The sequence below is a fragment of the Pseudarthrobacter sp. 10T415 genome, from assembly GCF_056394175.1.
In genome coordinates this window covers 1-12,922 of the sequence record NZ_JBFTHJ010000012.1, presented here as the reverse complement: position 1 = coordinate 12,922, position 12,922 = coordinate 1, and the positions used below count along the sequence as shown (strand labels likewise).

Here is a 12,922-nt window from a genome sequence, read left to right as displayed (position 1 = left end):
GCGCGAAGACATGGGTCGGGGCAATGCTGCCCGGGTCCATCATCCTTGTCCGCTTTCGTCCACCCAGTACTTCAGGGCACCTGCTGCGGCCTCATTGAGCTGCGCGCCATCGAGGGTGATGGAAGATTCGGGCATGCCCATGTCGGTCCATTGAGCTACGAGGCGGAAGTCTCCGGCCCGGGGCAACGGCCAAAGCCACAGGCTGCCCCTTCCGGCCATTTCGTCGTCGCCGCCTTCGCCTCCGTTTCCTCGAAGGATGAGGACCGGCGGCTCCGGCTGCTGCCCACTTCCCGGAGGATAGCGTCCGTGCATGGTTAAATCCGCCCGGGACTTGGTCCCGTCGGCCAGTTGAACACCGAAGAGAAGGGCGGCGAAGGGCCGTCGTTCTATGGCCTGAATGCTGTGCGGGTGACCGAAAAATGCCCCATTCAGCTCAGCCCACTCTTTGTCGCTTTCCCCAGCGCGGCGCAGTGTCCACGTCAGGTCAAAGGAGCAGCCGGTCGAATACACCTTCGCCATCTCGACGGCCATGATGAAGCTTTGGCTGCGGTACAGGAACTCCCCGATGTGAACAACTGCAGGCAGTTCATGGGCCGGCGCACCCGCCCAGGCCGGGGGAACGTACCTGACGGTCCTGCCACGGCGGGGTTCTTCTGGTGCGGGCAGGTCCTGGAAGAAGGTCATGGCATCCTTGGTTCGCTGGCAGCGACCGACCAGCGGAACAACGGCCGCAGCCGTCCTGGATCCCCCAATCCGTCCTTACCCGGCCCATTCTAGCGGCGCTTACAGCGAAGCTTCATGCAATATCGCGGAAGTCCTTCCCTGAGGTCAGGCTGATTTGGAAGCTGCTGGCCCTAGGGTCCAGACGTTCGTTGGGGAGAAATCCATGTCCCACCCGGGAACGAGTCCGGTCACATCGAGGTGGTCAGGGTAGCTGGGTATGTCGTCAGGGAGAGCAGGGAGTCTGCCTGCGTAGAACTCTACGGATTCGGCGTTGGCGATTAGATCCATCCCATTGATTTCTCCAATTGGATGCGCTTTCACACCGGTGGGCAACTGCTCAATCTGGCATTCATTCAGAGGCCATACCTGTGGGTTTGGCCTGTCCTTGGGGTCAGAGTTCGTCCACGTCACCGCTGACGTCTTGCGGAAGATCATGACCCCGCAGTTCAGGGACTGAATGTCGAGCTCACCGGGAAGATAGGACGAGCGGATCTCGAACAAAACACCAACAGCTGAGTGGAGTACGTCTATGCGTACGTCTAAGAGCTGCGCGTCCTCGAAGATCCATCCAATGGTCAATGGATTGTGTTCAGGTTCTCCGGGTAAGCCCAGTATCTGGTGAAGGAAGAGGTCGGAAAGCTTCATGCACCGAACTCTACGTGGGCAATGGCTTGGCGGGACGTCCCTGAATCCTAGTCGCTGAGGTCCAGCAATGCCGGGTCATCCCAAACGTCCACGTAACCGGGAGCGAGCAGGAACCGTGAACCGGGCGGCATCTGCAGGAGACTTTCACCTTGCGGGCAGCGCTCGACCAGGTGGGCTGCATGCCAGGGCTGGAAGAAGTCCGCGTAGGGCAACAATTCGCCGGTCCGTACATACCAGCCGGAGGTGTTGGCTTCGGGCGGGTGCCGGAGCCCCTGCAGCGGCCAGTCCAGTTCGCCGCTGATGACAGAGCCGGAAGCGCCCAGTACCTCCAACAGTTCATCCCCCGTGCCTGCAATTGTGCCCTAACAGTTTCCACAGCCCGGACCGCGCCCCTGAGCTCCGGTCTAGGGTGAAGCCATGGGGCGGTCAACGGGGTATGCACTCTCATCGATGCTGGTGGCCGGGTCCCTGTTGACCGGGTGCGGGAATGCTTCCTGCGACGCGATGATGCGGTACAGCATCCTGGAGCTGGACTTCACCATGTTTCCTCGAACCGCGGGTCTCGAATATGAGGTGACATGTCTGGACCGGGCCGACCAGGACGCCTGCACCCAGTACGCGGCCGGGCATCGTTACAGTGCCGCGATGCACACTACCGTGGCCATGCGGATCGGAGTCCGCGCCGTGCGGCTGATGGGCTACGACACAGCGTCCCAGGCGGTCGTGGCCGACAAAACCCTGGACCCCATCCCCTGGGATCCTCCGGTGAAGGATTCGCCGTGTGGCCCGCCGCCGTCGAAAGCCGTGTGGAAGTTCTAATCGGTCATGGTGCGGTCCACTCTGCGATCATGGTGTCACCGGAAACCGAGAAGGGGCGATTGATGGGTGCATGGGGCTACCTGCCGTTTGAGAACGACGACGCGCTGGACTGGCTGGACGAGCTCGACGCCGGCGGGACTGAGGTTGTCCGCGCCGCGCTGGCCAAGGCAGGGGAGGGCTATGTGGAGGCGCCGGAGGGGTGCGTCGCCGTCGCGGCCGCCGAGGTCATCTCCGCCAGCCAAGGCAACCCGCCCGGTGACCTACCGGAGAACGTTACCGATTGGGTGACCGCGCACGGACGGGGAATTACCTCCGAAGACGTAGAGCTGGCCCTGGAGACGGTGTCCCGGGTGGCGGGGGAGGAATCCGAACTGGCAGAACTCTGGGACGACGCCGACCAACCCGAATGGCGCGAATCCATCGACGACCTCGCCGAACGACTGCGCACCGCCCTGCGGTAGCCGCCCGTTGGAGGGGCGTGAGCCTCAGATAACGGTGGCCCGAACGAGCTCTTCGAACTGGCCAAGTGGGATGGTGCTTTGTCGGCCCGCGTCGAGTTCGTCCTCAACTGTGGCCATCGCAGTGTCGGCGTCGAGCAGCACGTTGAAGGTGTTGTAGTTGAAATAGCGCCGACCGGCCTGCAGCTGCTCGATGGCTGCAAGCAGCTGTCGCCGGATGAAATCGTTCAATTCTCCGGTCAGGAACTCGTCCAACGCGGACGTTGCCTCGCCCACCTCGCCATGCACTGAAACAGCTGTCGATGTGAAACCGACCCCGGCCCACCGCAGGGCGGCTTGCAGAACATCGCCAGTTCCAGCTAGGACGACGTGGAATGGTACCGGCGGCCGGTCCCACCATTCGCCGGAATCGATCGACTGAGCGAACGTGTCGGCAGCGGTGCTCAGCGCGTCGATGAACCATCCGAGGGAGGCTTGTGGTTCGTCGGCCAGGACTTGGTCTGGTTCGGTGATGATCAGAACGTAGCCCTTGCCCGGGGGTATCCAGTCGAGGTCGGAGATGCATTCATCGAAGGCGTCTTTGTTGTAGCCGAAGTAGAGCGGGAACTGCAGTGCCGCTGCGAACTCGTCAAACACGTCCGCAGCTGTTTGCATCCTTCGGCCGCGAAGAACCCGCACGGCGAAACCAGCCACGGCCCAACCGGCGACAGCGTTGCTTACGGCGCGGTGATCACCGTCCAGCGGCAGTGGCTTGAGCTTCCCCTCGACCTGCTGCAAAGCTTCCGTCCACGTCACCGCTCTACCGCCTCGTTCTGCCGATCCTTGTAGCCACCACGGGGTCTACCCTGCCTCCAGCCGGGGACCTTCTCGTTGAGCCGGGCTTCCCTTGTGGCGGTCAGCCGGCCGGCACGGGAGTCGATGCGTTGGGTGTGCAGCCAAACCCCAAGGGTGCGTTCATCTTTGTCCTCGGTTTTGTTGTGGCGGGGCAGCTGGTTGCCGGCTGCCAGGTACGCGGCCACCTCGTCCAGGCGCTGGTTCCAGCGGGCGGCGTCATCGGCCTGCTTGGTGGGCGGGGTACGCCAGTCCGGGATCTCGTCCAGCGCCGCGGCGTAGTCGGGGGAGGGGACACCCGCCGCGGCTTCCTCCCGTCGGCGGGCCAGCCAGATCGCCAGTGCCCGCTCCCTCGCGGTCCGCTTGGTCGGCAGTCGGCCCTCGGCCCGGTAGAGGGCCAGGACATCGGCCAGGTTCTGTCGGCCGGCGGCGGTAATGCGGGGTCCTGTTGGCCGCGCAGCTGCCCGGTGGGCGGATCTGAGGCGGGCATCCTGGCTGGCCGCGATACCCAGGTGATAGCGGACGGTGGATTCGGCCACGCCGGCGGCCACCGCGATCATCGAGGTTGTCGTGCCCTGCCGGTACATCTGCACCCACTCCGGGTCCGGGGCGGCTCGCTTGGGCGATGCGACCCGCGCCTCGTCCGTGCGATTAGTAGGCATCCCAGCCCCGCGCTTCCGGGTTCATGGACCGTGCCAGCGCCGCGTAGGCTTCGTCGTCCGCGTCAAGGTAGCCGGAGGGGTGCAGGAAGAAGATTCCGCGGTCAAAGGCTGCTACGAAGGTCTCAAGCATCGACGCTACGGTCAGGTACAGCACGTGGTGTTCTGGGTCGCCCAACATGAAGTGGCGTACGTGCCCCCAGCTGCCGGGGTTGCCGGAGCAGTCCACCGCGAAGAAGTCGCCACCCCCGTTAGCCAGCAGCGGCAGCCACGCCGGGTTCCACCGGGTGTCGTCGCGGAAGACTGCGTGGTTTGCTAGTGCCTCGTCGAGGCTAGGGAAGTAGAAGCCCGGGATGATGTGGATGTCGTCGAGAATTGCGCCGGGATAGTCCAGGGTTCCGTCGCGCCATTCGTAGAGATTGGCGACGTCGGTGGGCAGTACGAGCCCGGCACCGGATGCCCTGCTCGCGGCATGTCCCTCGGGAAGGCCGTCTTTCAAGACCTGCGTGACGGGCCGGTCAAGCGTCACGAGGTGCGCGAGAATGCCATCGAGGGACGTTCTCAGATCAGCTGGCATGAAACGAACCTAGCAGCCTGGCATGACGTGAGCGCCCGGCAACATACGCCTTATGAGGAAGTCCCATGTGAAGCCGTGAACAGGTCCTGGATGTCTTCGCTGGCGCGGCTGAGCTCTTCGCCGGCGTCGAGGGTCACCGTGCCGCGGACGCACCATTCTTCCGGAAAGGAGGGATCCTGGAGCGTGAAGCTCAGCTTGACGTGGCTTCCGGTGTGGCGCGCCACCAGTAGGAAGTCGTGTTCCATCGACTCGTAGGTCCGTTCCCCGTCCCAGCCCCGCCAGTTCTCGGCCAGGTCGACGAAGAACAGCACCAGGTCATCGAAACCGCTCACGTAATGGGATGCCACTTCTCGACCGGCTGTGAGGCCCCCGAGTTCCACGGCAACCAGCATGCTGAACGGTACGCCGTTGGTTCCGTGTTGCACCTCGGTGAAGATGACGCGCTCCTGAGGACCCCCGACCTCAACTCTGTCCATCGTCTGCTTCCTGCTCGGCCAGAAGGGCCCTCGCCCGCAGTTGCAGACGGCTCGGCGGACGTGGTGGTGACGGCAGCCGCACCCTCACCCGGTGCCAGTCCAGCGTCTCGACGTCAGCGGCGGCGCGCAGGTCATCGAGGAGTTCCTTGCTGCCAAACACCCTGGTGCCCATCAGGTCCGTGTCAGTCCACAGCAACCACGCCCGGTCTTCAGGCCACCACAGCTCCGGGCTGAACTCCTGCCGTCCAGTGGCCAGCATGGAGGACAGCATGGTTGAGAGATCGAAGGTAAAAGTCGGCATGGCCTCGTCCTCAAGGGGTGAGGTGACCGGTGAGAACCTGCCGCGCATGCGGGTTGAACCGGTGTGCGCTGCGAGGATCGGCACGAGTGCTTCCAGGTCAGCCTTCCCCAACGACCCCTCCGTCGGCCAGACCGAAGTGTCACGCTTCGCGCCTGGGTGTATGTCATGGCCGGCATCCCTGTCATTCAGCAGGGCCTCCCACCTGAAGCAGGGTGGAATCTCCAGGCCGTCGTCCGAGGCAGGGCCGCGCAGGGGCACAGCTTTGAGCGAAGCAGTCTCAGCCCAAGTGATCCGCTGCCACCCATCGGGAGCATGCGCGCCAAAACCGAAGCCCGGCATCGAATCCGGATCATCGGGCTTAGGCTCCGAGGGCACATCGGAAGGCCGGAAAAACTGGGCATGAAGGACCCAAGTGCTCTTCGTGAAGCCATCGGGCAGTGGGCCGTCGACCGGATCCTCCAGGAAACCGTCACCTATCCACGCCAGCTCGGGCCCGGCCAAACCCTCCCAGGCCCACCCTTCGGGCAGTACCTGCAGCTCCTCTGATTCCCCCATGGCATGAGCCTACCGGCGGTCGTAACTGGTAGAGGGCCTTCCAGGGCGTCCTTCCATGGCTGCGAGGGATGCGACGGGATCCGATGGCGGGGCGTCACTGGATTCGGTCGCCGGCGGCCGGCGGGACTTGGCCAGCACAACCAGCAGCGTCAGGACGGTAACCGCCCAGGCGATCCCGGTGAGCAGCACCAGACAGATTCCTGCTAAGGGGCGCATGGCCAAAATCTAAGACCGCGGGACCTCAGGGATTCGGCGCAACCCCGGTTGAGTACATATCGCTGTGGTCCGGGTCCGTTGACACGGTGGCCCGGACGGGAGTAGGACAGCCATTGACGGCCCACTCCCGGGCCGCCGCAAAGGTTGAGTCGCGCTGTTCGGGTCGGCCGCAGCTACCGCGGCGGGCCGACCGAACAACCCGGCACGCTTCATAGGAGCAGCATTATGACTGTTGCGCACATCCTGCACCGCGTCGCCGACTACGACGCATGGCGGAAACTCTACGATTCCGTGGGCGACATGCAGAAGGAAGGCGGAGTGACTGAGCAGTCGGTCCACCGAATGGTCGATGACCCCGACAATGTCCTCGTTATCCACCACTTTGCCGACCTGGACACTGCCCGCGCGTTCTTCGGAAGGGCTGACCTGAAGGAGGCCATGGAACGGGGCGGGGTACAGGGCCAACCACGCGTCGAACTCTTCGAATAGCGCAGAGGCCGGACATGGGAAAGGGTGCGCCCGTTTACTGAGCGCACCCTTTTCGCTTCCCCTCACCCGGATCCCCATCCGAATGCAGTTATTGTAAGCATGCTTAGGACTACGGACGCAAGGTCATCGCCAGGGCAAGCCCCCGTGACACCATCCTCAGGCCTTCTTGGTCCACGATAGGCTCTGGCCATGAGTGAAGCCGGAACGACTGCGCAGGACCATTTTCGTTCAATGGTCAAGGAGGAGCTGGCTCCTCAGCTGCGCCGCATGGGGTTTCGTGGCAGCGGCGCTCGGTTTGAACTCCCGTCGGACACGCATTGGCTGCTGCTGGGGCTGCAGAAATCGACGTCCAGTACCGCGGATGAGGTGCGCTTCACGGTGAACCTGTCCGCGGTCGACCGCCAGGCGTGGGCTGCCAAATATGAGACAGACGCGTGGATAGGCGAGAAGCCAAGCGCAAACGTAAGAGGTCCCCTCACCACGTGGCAACGTTTGGGAATTCTCGTCTCGGGTACCGATACGTGGTTGTCAGTCCGGGCAAACGGCCCCACTGCGGAAGTTGTCGGCACCGTTGTGGACGGCATCCGTAACCACGGCGTCCCATGGCTGCGTGCCCAGGAGTCGTCGGCAAATGAGCGCCGGTAACACCCGGCGGCCACGCTGGTTACAGCGATGGCCTCTGCCCGTGCAGACCGTTCCCATTGACGAATCTGCAGACACGCTGCTGTTCACCCCGGAGGAACTGCCGGAAGGGTTCACCTACCCCCGCGGCCTGCTCCGGCTGGTCGAGCTGCAGCTCTTCGAACTTGAACCATGCCATGGTGGATCCTGACCGGGGATCATCTGCGCGCCCTGCAGTCCGGACTCCGGAAACGGTACGTGACGCGGCACCTGTTGCTGTTCGCCAAACGCCAGGACAACGACGACTGCGTCTGCTTCGACCTGGACACCGGCAAGATTGCCCTCGTGCATGACTGGGCCTCACCGGGCTGGGAAGCCAGAGGCGAATTTGACGACTTCAACGCCTGGCTACACTCCGCCATCGACGACCTGATCGAGTTCTGAGAACCGGACTTCGCGTCACGCGCTCCTGTGTGACTGTTGGCGGTAAATGGCGGTCTTTTTGCGGCGCTTTTTGTCGCCCTGCTAGTCAGCAAGCGCTCGTGATCGCCGATAGAACGTCGCTCGGGACATTCCGAGATCCCGGGCAACCTGCGTAGCGGGCTCGCCACCCTTCACCAGGCGAACAGCGCTTCTGATCTGACTATCAGTGACCCGGCGGGGTCTGCCTCCAAGGTCCTTGCCAGCTTCTCTTCGTCTAATTACGGAATCAGTGACGCGTTCGCGCTTGATCTCGTGCTCCATCTGAGCGAGGGCGGCCATGATTGTGAACAACATAGAGCCAACCGGGGTTGCTGTGTCGACGTCGCCACCGCCCAAATTCAGTACGCGCAGGCCGGCGCCTTTGCTGCGGAGCTCGTTGGCGAGGGCAAGCATGTTCTGAGTGGATCGCCCGAGCCGGTCCAAAGTCGTGATGACGAGGGTGTCACCCCCCATGAGCGCGTCGAGTGCTCGATCGAACTGTGGTCGCGACGCGCGCGCTCCGGAGACACCCTGGTCGACGTAGAGGTCATCGCCTCGGACGCCGGCGGCCAGTAGATCCGCCTGCTGTGGGTCCGTGGACTGCTGCCGCGTCGAAACTGTGCATAGCCAATAAGTTTCGACACGCCTGCCTCCAACGTGTCTCATAATTAATGGTTTGTGCGCCTATTCAAGCAGAAAGTTTCGAGACGGATCCGGGTGGAGCGTATAAGGCACCTTCACCGGGCAATTTATCGGGCAGGGTATACGGGACACCTTGAACGTCGGTTTCGCAAAGTCCCAGTTCAGGACCGGATTGTCCCGGTGAACGACCGGCTTACGGGCGCGTTGCAGCTCGTTTTTACACACTCTCGAACACGCCGTTTTTAGAAAGCGCTGCACCCGGCAAGTTCATCAGTCATTACTGAGTCCTCATGGGGAGAGACAGATCGGGTAGAAAACCCACAAGGGTCTTTCCATGAGAGCAGATTGGTGGCTGACTGGGTACACCCGATCTAGCAGGAAGCAGGTTTCCCATGCGCGAGCCGGATTTGGACCCGACTCCCAAGAGCCGGCTGGAACAGGTGTATGACACCATCAGTGCCCTGCCGCTGTTCGTCCTGGCCGGCATTTTCTATGCTCCGCTGCAGGCTGCCCTGGGCTTGTGGCCTGCATGGGTCATCGTGCTCACTTCCGGCATCGGTATGACAGCCGCAATCCAGTTCTTTTTGGTTGCCCCAAGGCGGAGGAAGCGCAAGGCTCAGGACACCGAACGAGGACTTTTCGAATGCGCCCACAGAGAGCCTGGATCGGGGCTTCGGAGTAGATGGGCTCGAGGTTATGCAAGGGCAGAGCCAAGCCGGCTCATCTTCCAGATGGGGGCAGGTGAGAATGGGCCCCTTGCAGGGCCACTGGAAATCTACCCCGCGCCCACGCTCGTCGGAGATCTCGAAAAAGCCCCTTGGACCGTTTTTCCCGGAGGACTCATAGCCACCATCACCTCAGAGAACAAAACACTCCAGCTAGCCGCCGACCGTGCAAGCCTCGCGCTCCTGAACACACGGTATTTCACCAATCCAATACCAGACCCCTGAGCAGGTGCCACAGGACCGGAAGTCATGACCGGTAAAGGATATGATCCGTTCAACTGTGCTCCAACTCGTAGGCACTTTGGGGGAGGAATAACGAATGACCATATTCTGGCCGGCTTTCATCGGTGGGGTCGTATGCGTCGTGATCGGCATCGTGATCCTGGTTTACCGGGCTCGTTTGGCGGACACGAATGCAAATGCGCAGCGGGCAGTATTTGGCAAGACCGGCAACAGAGTGGCCCAGAACTCGACTTCCGGGCGAATGGGAATGACCGGTGCGGGCATTGTCGTCGTCGGTCTGGTCGGCATTGTCCTCTCACTCCTCAACCTGAACTGGTGATTATCCTTGGCTCCTTTTAATATCGCCGCGCTCGTACTCGGCGTCCTGTTCCTACTCCTCGGCGTCCTCATCCTTAGCTTCCGTTCCAAAGCACACGACATGGTCAAAGCCCGCTTCGCCGCTACGAGCAGGCGGTATGAGTCCCAAGGAAGGAAGCCCTCGACGCAGACTGGGCCAGTCCCGGTCGCAAAGTTCGTTACATTCCTGGGCTGCGCAGTTCTCCTGATCGGTGGTTTAGCGCTCGTGCTGGCCTTTACCCAGTAGTCTGCGCCCGGTAGCCGATCGGCTTGCGGGCAGGTCTGGGCTTAATGGGAGGATCCAAAACTTCATTGCTCTCCGCCCCCAATCCTGGACGCCGATGGGAGCTACCCAAAGGCTCCCAATTTAAAAAGCCGTGGATAACCCGAATTGACCCCAGATGTGGACAGCTAAAGGCAGCCTGGGCAACCGACCGGCATCGCGCCTCAGTAGGCACCGTGCGAAGGCAGACCACCGTGCAAAGGCCGGCCACCTAGAGTTGCCTTAGACAGAAACGGAGACCCATGTCGATCCTGCCGCAAGACACTGTTCCTTACGACGGGTATTCACTCGCAGAAACGCCCGAAGGCCTCAGCCTTTTTGTCCATGGGCAGTGGAACACGGAGATGGAGTCACTGGTCCAAAGCGGCCGCGTCCATGAGCTGGCGCTGATTGGCGCGCATGGATTTGCCGAACCTGACCTGGAGTTCCTGCAGCCATGGCCCCTGTCGCGTTTGATAGTGACTGCCCGATGGATAACAGACCTCGCACCGATTAGTCGCATGGCGGAGCACCTAACAACCTTGAGCTTGCCGGCTACTCATCCCTCCGCTGTTGGTACCTTTGATGTCAGTATGTTGCCGCGCCTGTCGTCGCTCTCAATTTCTTGGGGCTTCATCAGAGACCAGCAAGCGGCTTTGGCATCACTTACTGACCTCTATCTCGAGAGCTATAGTCCGGTTGACCTGGCACCGTTGGCGGCCGCGGAGTCGTTGAATAGGCTTCGCATGAAACAGTACCCCCAACTGCGGTCATTAGAGGGCCTGGGATCCTTCGCAAAACTCAAAACTCTCGGGATTTTCCTAGCGCCCAAGCTTGAAGATGCCTCTGCGCTTCGGACCGAGCCGACAGCGCAATCAATTCGCGAGCTGCACTTCGATACCTGCAAGAAGATTCCCGCATTAGACGACGTAGTCAACGCCAAAAATGTCCAGATCCTTAACCTGGCCAATAGCGGCGACTTTCCTTCACTTGCGCCGCTAACCGGGATGCCTGAACTGCGGGAGCTGCATCTCTCCGAGTCGACCCGGATCGTTGACGGTGACCTCAGTCCGCTCCTCACACTTCCTAAGCTTCAAAAGCTGAGCATCGCCAACAGGCGTCACTATTCTCCGCAAGTAAGTGAAATCAAGAGACAACTCGGCATCGAACACTCTTCACGTTCGGCGAAACCCTAGCCTGTCACAGATACCTGATGTTCTAGCCATTGCCGACCGGCCCTGCCACCGGGTCGATTGAGGGCTATTCGGCGCCAACTCCTTTGGCTGAACCAACGAAGGCTCCTTGGGGATTGTTTCCAAAAGGACGGATCATCGCGCTGAACACGGACAAGGGCGTCGTCGAATTGGTTGCAAGTCCCGCTAGCCTGGCTCTGCTCCGAGAAGGATGCTTTGAGTAGGACAAGGGAGAGATGTCCGGATGAGGATCCTCATACGGGACAGTGAATCCGCAGTTTTTCATAACCCAGGCATCTCAAATTCCTACGGTTCCAAACTATCTAGCATGCTGGGCTGCTCGCGAGGGGCTCTACCTCACCCTGCAAGAGGATCGATTATGTGGCCCTGAACAAAAAATAGACGCCGACCAAGAGTCCCAAAGCGATAGTTAGTGCTCCGGATTGCTGCGCACGCCTTTTCTTCCGTCGCTGGTACGCAGTCACCTCATTCTCAGGCAATAGAAAGTTGGTTTTCGCGCCAACCCTTGCTAGAGGGCCGGAGGCAAGGATCATAACGAGTCCCAGCAGGACGATTAGCGAAACAAGTAGAACGGTTTCGATGCTGATCACGACCAATCAGGGCTTGCAGAGGCACTGGTTTCCGTCCGACCATATCCGCCGAGGGCTGTCGGGGGTAGTGTCTGCCCCTGCTTGTACGTTATTGGCGACGCCGGAGGGGCGGTAGGGCGGACCGACTTGATGTCCAGTGAAGGATCGGCTAGCGGACTAGTTAAGGGCTACCAAATAAGGTCGTCCTCGCCCAAGGAGCAGAAGCGCGGTGAGGACCGATCGCCGGCGTCGACAAGTTCCCGCAGCTCCTTGGCGGCAGTCCGAGGATTCTTCGAAGCATCACGTTGTCCCATCGAGGTCGCTAATATCCCCGGATGCAGGGCCCAACACCGCACGCGGCCTTGTAGGTCTTGAGCAAGTGACACTGTAAGCATGTTCTGCGCGGCATTTGAGATCTTGTAGGCGTAACTGGTTGAAAGTTGGGAAAAGTCACCATTGGCTTGGGCGCTAAGAGATCCAAGCCGTGAGGTCACGTTCACGATGATCGGTTCGGCGGCCGCAAGTAGGTTGGGTAGTAGGAACTGCGCTAGGCGCAGAGGGCCGGCCACATTAACGTCCAAGGCGTTAAGAACGCCTGCAGCGTCGATTGCTCCGAGTTCTGCGCTTGGCGCCCCTTGGGCGGCATTATTGATAAGCAGGTCAATTGGGCGGCCCTGGAGCGCTTGCGTCAACTCACGACGAGGCGCCGACCGTACATCGTGTTGCACGAAAGTCACGTCCCGCCCATCCAAGCTTCTACCCGCTTCTAAAGGGGATCGCGAAAGAGCTATGACGCTCCATCCAAACTCTGAGAACTCTTCCACCAATGACCGGCCGAATCCACGATTCCCGCCCGTGACGACCACCAGTTTCTTCATCAAGTCAGGCTAGTCGAGGAGCCGCCCGCCTTAGAACACGTCGCATGCAACCAAGTTCAAGTGCCCGGTAAAGGATCGGCGGATTCCAGCGGTCATTGCAACAGGAGATTTTCGATCAGTTCGATCGGTTTCTTGAACTCTAGTCTTTTGCGTGGTCGGTCGTTGAGTTCCTGGGCGACCCAGTCGAGGTCTGCGGCGCTATGGATGCTCAGATCGGTGCC

The 12,922-nt window shown here is 61.2% G+C and carries 20 protein-coding genes and 2 pseudogenes; 10 read left to right on the top strand and 12 right to left on the bottom strand.

Going from position 1 to position 12,922, the window contains the following annotated elements:
• Positions 1-39: 39 nt before the first annotated feature.
• The 3 genes from AC1DBN_RS15030 to AC1DBN_RS15020 all read right to left on the bottom strand — a co-directional run bounded on the left by AC1DBN_RS15030 (position 40) and on the right by AC1DBN_RS15020 (position 1,700).
• The gene (locus AC1DBN_RS15030; protein WP_477723557.1) at positions 40-531 is read right to left on the bottom strand and encodes a hypothetical protein; all 492 of its coding nucleotides are present in this window, start codon (positions 529-531) and stop codon (positions 40-42) included.
• A 297-nt stretch (positions 532-828) separates the two neighbouring features.
• Complete coding sequence (locus AC1DBN_RS15025) at positions 829-1,368, bottom strand: hypothetical protein (protein WP_477723556.1); 540 nt, start codon at positions 1,366-1,368, stop codon at positions 829-831.
• Between the two features lie 47 nt (positions 1,369-1,415).
• Positions 1,416-1,700, bottom strand: coding sequence for an immunity protein Imm33 domain-containing protein (locus tag AC1DBN_RS15020; RefSeq protein ID WP_477723555.1), 285 nt, complete (start codon positions 1,698-1,700; stop codon positions 1,416-1,418).
• Positions 1,701-1,785: 85 nt separating this feature from the next.
• On the opposite strand from AC1DBN_RS15020, the gene AC1DBN_RS15015 reads away from it, so the two are divergent.
• Positions 1,786-2,187: a hypothetical protein gene (locus tag AC1DBN_RS15015; protein ID WP_477723554.1), complete on the top strand. Its 402-nt coding sequence runs from the start codon at positions 1,786-1,788 to the stop codon at positions 2,185-2,187.
• Between the two features lie 62 nt (positions 2,188-2,249).
• Positions 2,250-2,648: a DUF4259 domain-containing protein gene (locus AC1DBN_RS15010; RefSeq protein WP_477723553.1), complete on the top strand. Its 399-nt coding sequence runs from the start codon at positions 2,250-2,252 to the stop codon at positions 2,646-2,648.
• A 24-nt stretch (positions 2,649-2,672) separates the two neighbouring features.
• Here AC1DBN_RS15010 and AC1DBN_RS15005 read toward each other — a convergent pair whose 3' ends face one another.
• From AC1DBN_RS15005 to AC1DBN_RS14985, 5 genes are read right to left on the bottom strand one after another with little or no spacing between them, the layout of a single operon-like run.
• Positions 2,673-3,440, bottom strand: a complete 768-nt coding sequence (locus tag AC1DBN_RS15005; RefSeq protein ID WP_477723552.1) for a barstar family protein — start codon at positions 3,438-3,440, stop codon at positions 2,673-2,675.
• Positions 3,437-4,138 carry a helicase associated domain-containing protein gene (locus AC1DBN_RS15000; protein WP_477723551.1) on the bottom strand — a complete coding sequence of 234 codons (702 nt, stop codon included), beginning with the start codon at positions 4,136-4,138 and terminating at the stop codon, positions 3,437-3,439. The genes AC1DBN_RS15005 and AC1DBN_RS15000 overlap by 4 nt, the downstream gene beginning before the upstream one ends.
• Positions 4,128-4,712 (bottom strand): SMI1/KNR4 family protein, encoded by a 585-nt coding sequence (locus AC1DBN_RS14995; protein ID WP_477723550.1) that lies wholly within the window; start codon positions 4,710-4,712, stop codon positions 4,128-4,130. The genes AC1DBN_RS15000 and AC1DBN_RS14995 overlap by 11 nt, the downstream gene beginning before the upstream one ends.
• Before the next feature lie 50 nt (positions 4,713-4,762).
• Positions 4,763-5,188, bottom strand: coding sequence for a DUF6228 family protein (locus tag AC1DBN_RS14990; RefSeq protein WP_477723549.1), 426 nt, complete (start codon positions 5,186-5,188; stop codon positions 4,763-4,765).
• Positions 5,175-5,573, bottom strand: a complete 399-nt coding sequence (locus tag AC1DBN_RS14985) for a hypothetical protein (protein ID WP_477723548.1) — start codon at positions 5,571-5,573, stop codon at positions 5,175-5,177. The genes AC1DBN_RS14990 and AC1DBN_RS14985 overlap by 14 nt, the downstream gene beginning before the upstream one ends.
• Before the next feature lie 315 nt (positions 5,574-5,888).
• On the opposite strand from AC1DBN_RS14985, the gene AC1DBN_RS14980 reads away from it, so the two are divergent.
• The gene (locus AC1DBN_RS14980; protein WP_477723547.1) at positions 5,889-6,035 is read left to right on the top strand and encodes a hypothetical protein; all 147 of its coding nucleotides are present in this window, start codon (positions 5,889-5,891) and stop codon (positions 6,033-6,035) included.
• A gap of 18 nt (positions 6,036-6,053) precedes the next feature.
• Here AC1DBN_RS14980 and AC1DBN_RS14975 read toward each other — a convergent pair whose 3' ends face one another.
• Positions 6,054-6,260 (bottom strand): hypothetical protein, encoded by a 207-nt coding sequence (locus AC1DBN_RS14975; protein ID WP_477723546.1) that lies wholly within the window; start codon positions 6,258-6,260, stop codon positions 6,054-6,056.
• Between the two features lie 225 nt (positions 6,261-6,485).
• Here AC1DBN_RS14975 and AC1DBN_RS14970 point away from each other — a divergent pair, with 225 nt between their 5' ends.
• The 4 genes from AC1DBN_RS14970 to AC1DBN_RS14955 all read left to right on the top strand — a co-directional run bounded on the left by AC1DBN_RS14970 (position 6,486) and on the right by AC1DBN_RS14955 (position 7,814).
• Positions 6,486-6,749 carry a hypothetical protein gene (locus AC1DBN_RS14970; protein WP_477723545.1) on the top strand — a complete coding sequence of 88 codons (264 nt, stop codon included), beginning with the start codon at positions 6,486-6,488 and terminating at the stop codon, positions 6,747-6,749.
• A gap of 189 nt (positions 6,750-6,938) precedes the next feature.
• Positions 6,939-7,394: a DUF4304 domain-containing protein gene (locus AC1DBN_RS14965; protein WP_477723544.1), complete on the top strand. Its 456-nt coding sequence runs from the start codon at positions 6,939-6,941 to the stop codon at positions 7,392-7,394.
• 40 nt (positions 7,395-7,434) lie between these two features.
• The gene (locus AC1DBN_RS14960) at positions 7,435-7,581 is read left to right on the top strand and encodes a hypothetical protein (protein WP_477723543.1); all 147 of its coding nucleotides are present in this window, start codon (positions 7,435-7,437) and stop codon (positions 7,579-7,581) included.
• A complete protein-coding gene (locus tag AC1DBN_RS14955; protein ID WP_477723542.1) occupies positions 7,563-7,814 on the top strand; it encodes a hypothetical protein in 252 nt (83 codons plus the stop codon). Before AC1DBN_RS14960 ends, AC1DBN_RS14955 begins: the two co-directional genes overlap by 19 nt.
• An 81-nt stretch (positions 7,815-7,895) precedes the next feature.
• Here the strand turns inward: AC1DBN_RS14955 and AC1DBN_RS14950 are convergent.
• Positions 7,896-8,476 (bottom strand): annotated as a pseudogene (locus AC1DBN_RS14950) (recombinase family protein).
• A gap of 390 nt (positions 8,477-8,866) precedes the next feature.
• Between AC1DBN_RS14950 and AC1DBN_RS14945 the strand changes: the two are divergent.
• The 3 genes from AC1DBN_RS14945 (at position 8,867) to AC1DBN_RS14935 (ending at position 11,236) form a co-directional block, all read left to right on the top strand.
• Positions 8,867-9,424: a hypothetical protein gene (locus AC1DBN_RS14945; protein ID WP_477723541.1), complete on the top strand. Its 558-nt coding sequence runs from the start codon at positions 8,867-8,869 to the stop codon at positions 9,422-9,424.
• Between the two features lie 94 nt (positions 9,425-9,518).
• Complete coding sequence (locus tag AC1DBN_RS14940; RefSeq protein WP_477723540.1) at positions 9,519-9,761, top strand: hypothetical protein; 243 nt, start codon at positions 9,519-9,521, stop codon at positions 9,759-9,761.
• Positions 9,762-10,303: 542 nt separating this feature from the next.
• Positions 10,304-11,236 (top strand): leucine-rich repeat domain-containing protein, encoded by a 933-nt coding sequence (locus AC1DBN_RS14935; RefSeq protein ID WP_477723539.1) that lies wholly within the window; start codon positions 10,304-10,306, stop codon positions 11,234-11,236.
• A gap of 775 nt (positions 11,237-12,011) precedes the next feature.
• Here AC1DBN_RS14935 and AC1DBN_RS14930 read toward each other — a convergent pair.
• Positions 12,012-12,701, bottom strand: coding sequence for an SDR family NAD(P)-dependent oxidoreductase (locus tag AC1DBN_RS14930; RefSeq protein WP_477723538.1), 690 nt, complete (start codon positions 12,699-12,701; stop codon positions 12,012-12,014).
• A gap of 92 nt (positions 12,702-12,793) precedes the next feature.
• A pseudogene (locus AC1DBN_RS14925) lies at positions 12,794-12,922 on the bottom strand (IS30 family transposase); the annotation flags it as partial.

Excerpts from the sequence above, each read along its gene's own strand:
- AC1DBN_RS15030 (WP_477723557.1), bottom strand. The coding sequence starts at position 531 with ATGGCCGTCGAGATGGCGAAGGTGTATTCGACCGGCTGCTCCTTTGAC.
- AC1DBN_RS15025 (WP_477723556.1), bottom strand. The coding sequence starts at position 1,368 with ATGAAGCTTTCCGACCTCTTCCTTCACCAGATACTGGGCTTACCCGGA.
- AC1DBN_RS15015 (WP_477723554.1), top strand. The coding sequence starts at position 1,786 with ATGGGGCGGTCAACGGGGTATGCACTCTCATCGATGCTGGTGGCCGGG.
- AC1DBN_RS15010 (WP_477723553.1), top strand. The coding sequence starts at position 2,250 with ATGGGTGCATGGGGCTACCTGCCGTTTGAGAACGACGACGCGCTGGAC.
- AC1DBN_RS15000 (WP_477723551.1), bottom strand. The coding sequence starts at position 4,138 with ATGCCTACTAATCGCACGGACGAGGCGCGGGTCGCATCGCCCAAGCGA.
- AC1DBN_RS14995 (WP_477723550.1), bottom strand. The coding sequence starts at position 4,712 with ATGCCAGCTGATCTGAGAACGTCCCTCGATGGCATTCTCGCGCACCTC.
- AC1DBN_RS14990 (WP_477723549.1), bottom strand. The coding sequence starts at position 5,188 with ATGGACAGAGTTGAGGTCGGGGGTCCTCAGGAGCGCGTCATCTTCACC.
- AC1DBN_RS14980 (WP_477723547.1), top strand. The coding sequence starts at position 5,889 with ATGAAGGACCCAAGTGCTCTTCGTGAAGCCATCGGGCAGTGGGCCGTC.
- AC1DBN_RS14975 (WP_477723546.1), bottom strand. The coding sequence starts at position 6,260 with ATGCGCCCCTTAGCAGGAATCTGTCTGGTGCTGCTCACCGGGATCGCC.
- AC1DBN_RS14970 (WP_477723545.1), top strand. The coding sequence starts at position 6,486 with ATGACTGTTGCGCACATCCTGCACCGCGTCGCCGACTACGACGCATGG.
- AC1DBN_RS14965 (WP_477723544.1), top strand. The coding sequence starts at position 6,939 with ATGAGTGAAGCCGGAACGACTGCGCAGGACCATTTTCGTTCAATGGTC.
- AC1DBN_RS14955 (WP_477723542.1), top strand. The coding sequence starts at position 7,563 with ATGCCATGGTGGATCCTGACCGGGGATCATCTGCGCGCCCTGCAGTCC.
- AC1DBN_RS14945 (WP_477723541.1), top strand. The coding sequence starts at position 8,867 with ATGCGCGAGCCGGATTTGGACCCGACTCCCAAGAGCCGGCTGGAACAG.
- AC1DBN_RS14940 (WP_477723540.1), top strand. The coding sequence starts at position 9,519 with ATGACCATATTCTGGCCGGCTTTCATCGGTGGGGTCGTATGCGTCGTG.
- AC1DBN_RS14935 (WP_477723539.1), top strand. The coding sequence starts at position 10,304 with ATGTCGATCCTGCCGCAAGACACTGTTCCTTACGACGGGTATTCACTC.
- AC1DBN_RS14930 (WP_477723538.1), bottom strand. The coding sequence starts at position 12,701 with ATGAAGAAACTGGTGGTCGTCACGGGCGGGAATCGTGGATTCGGCCGG.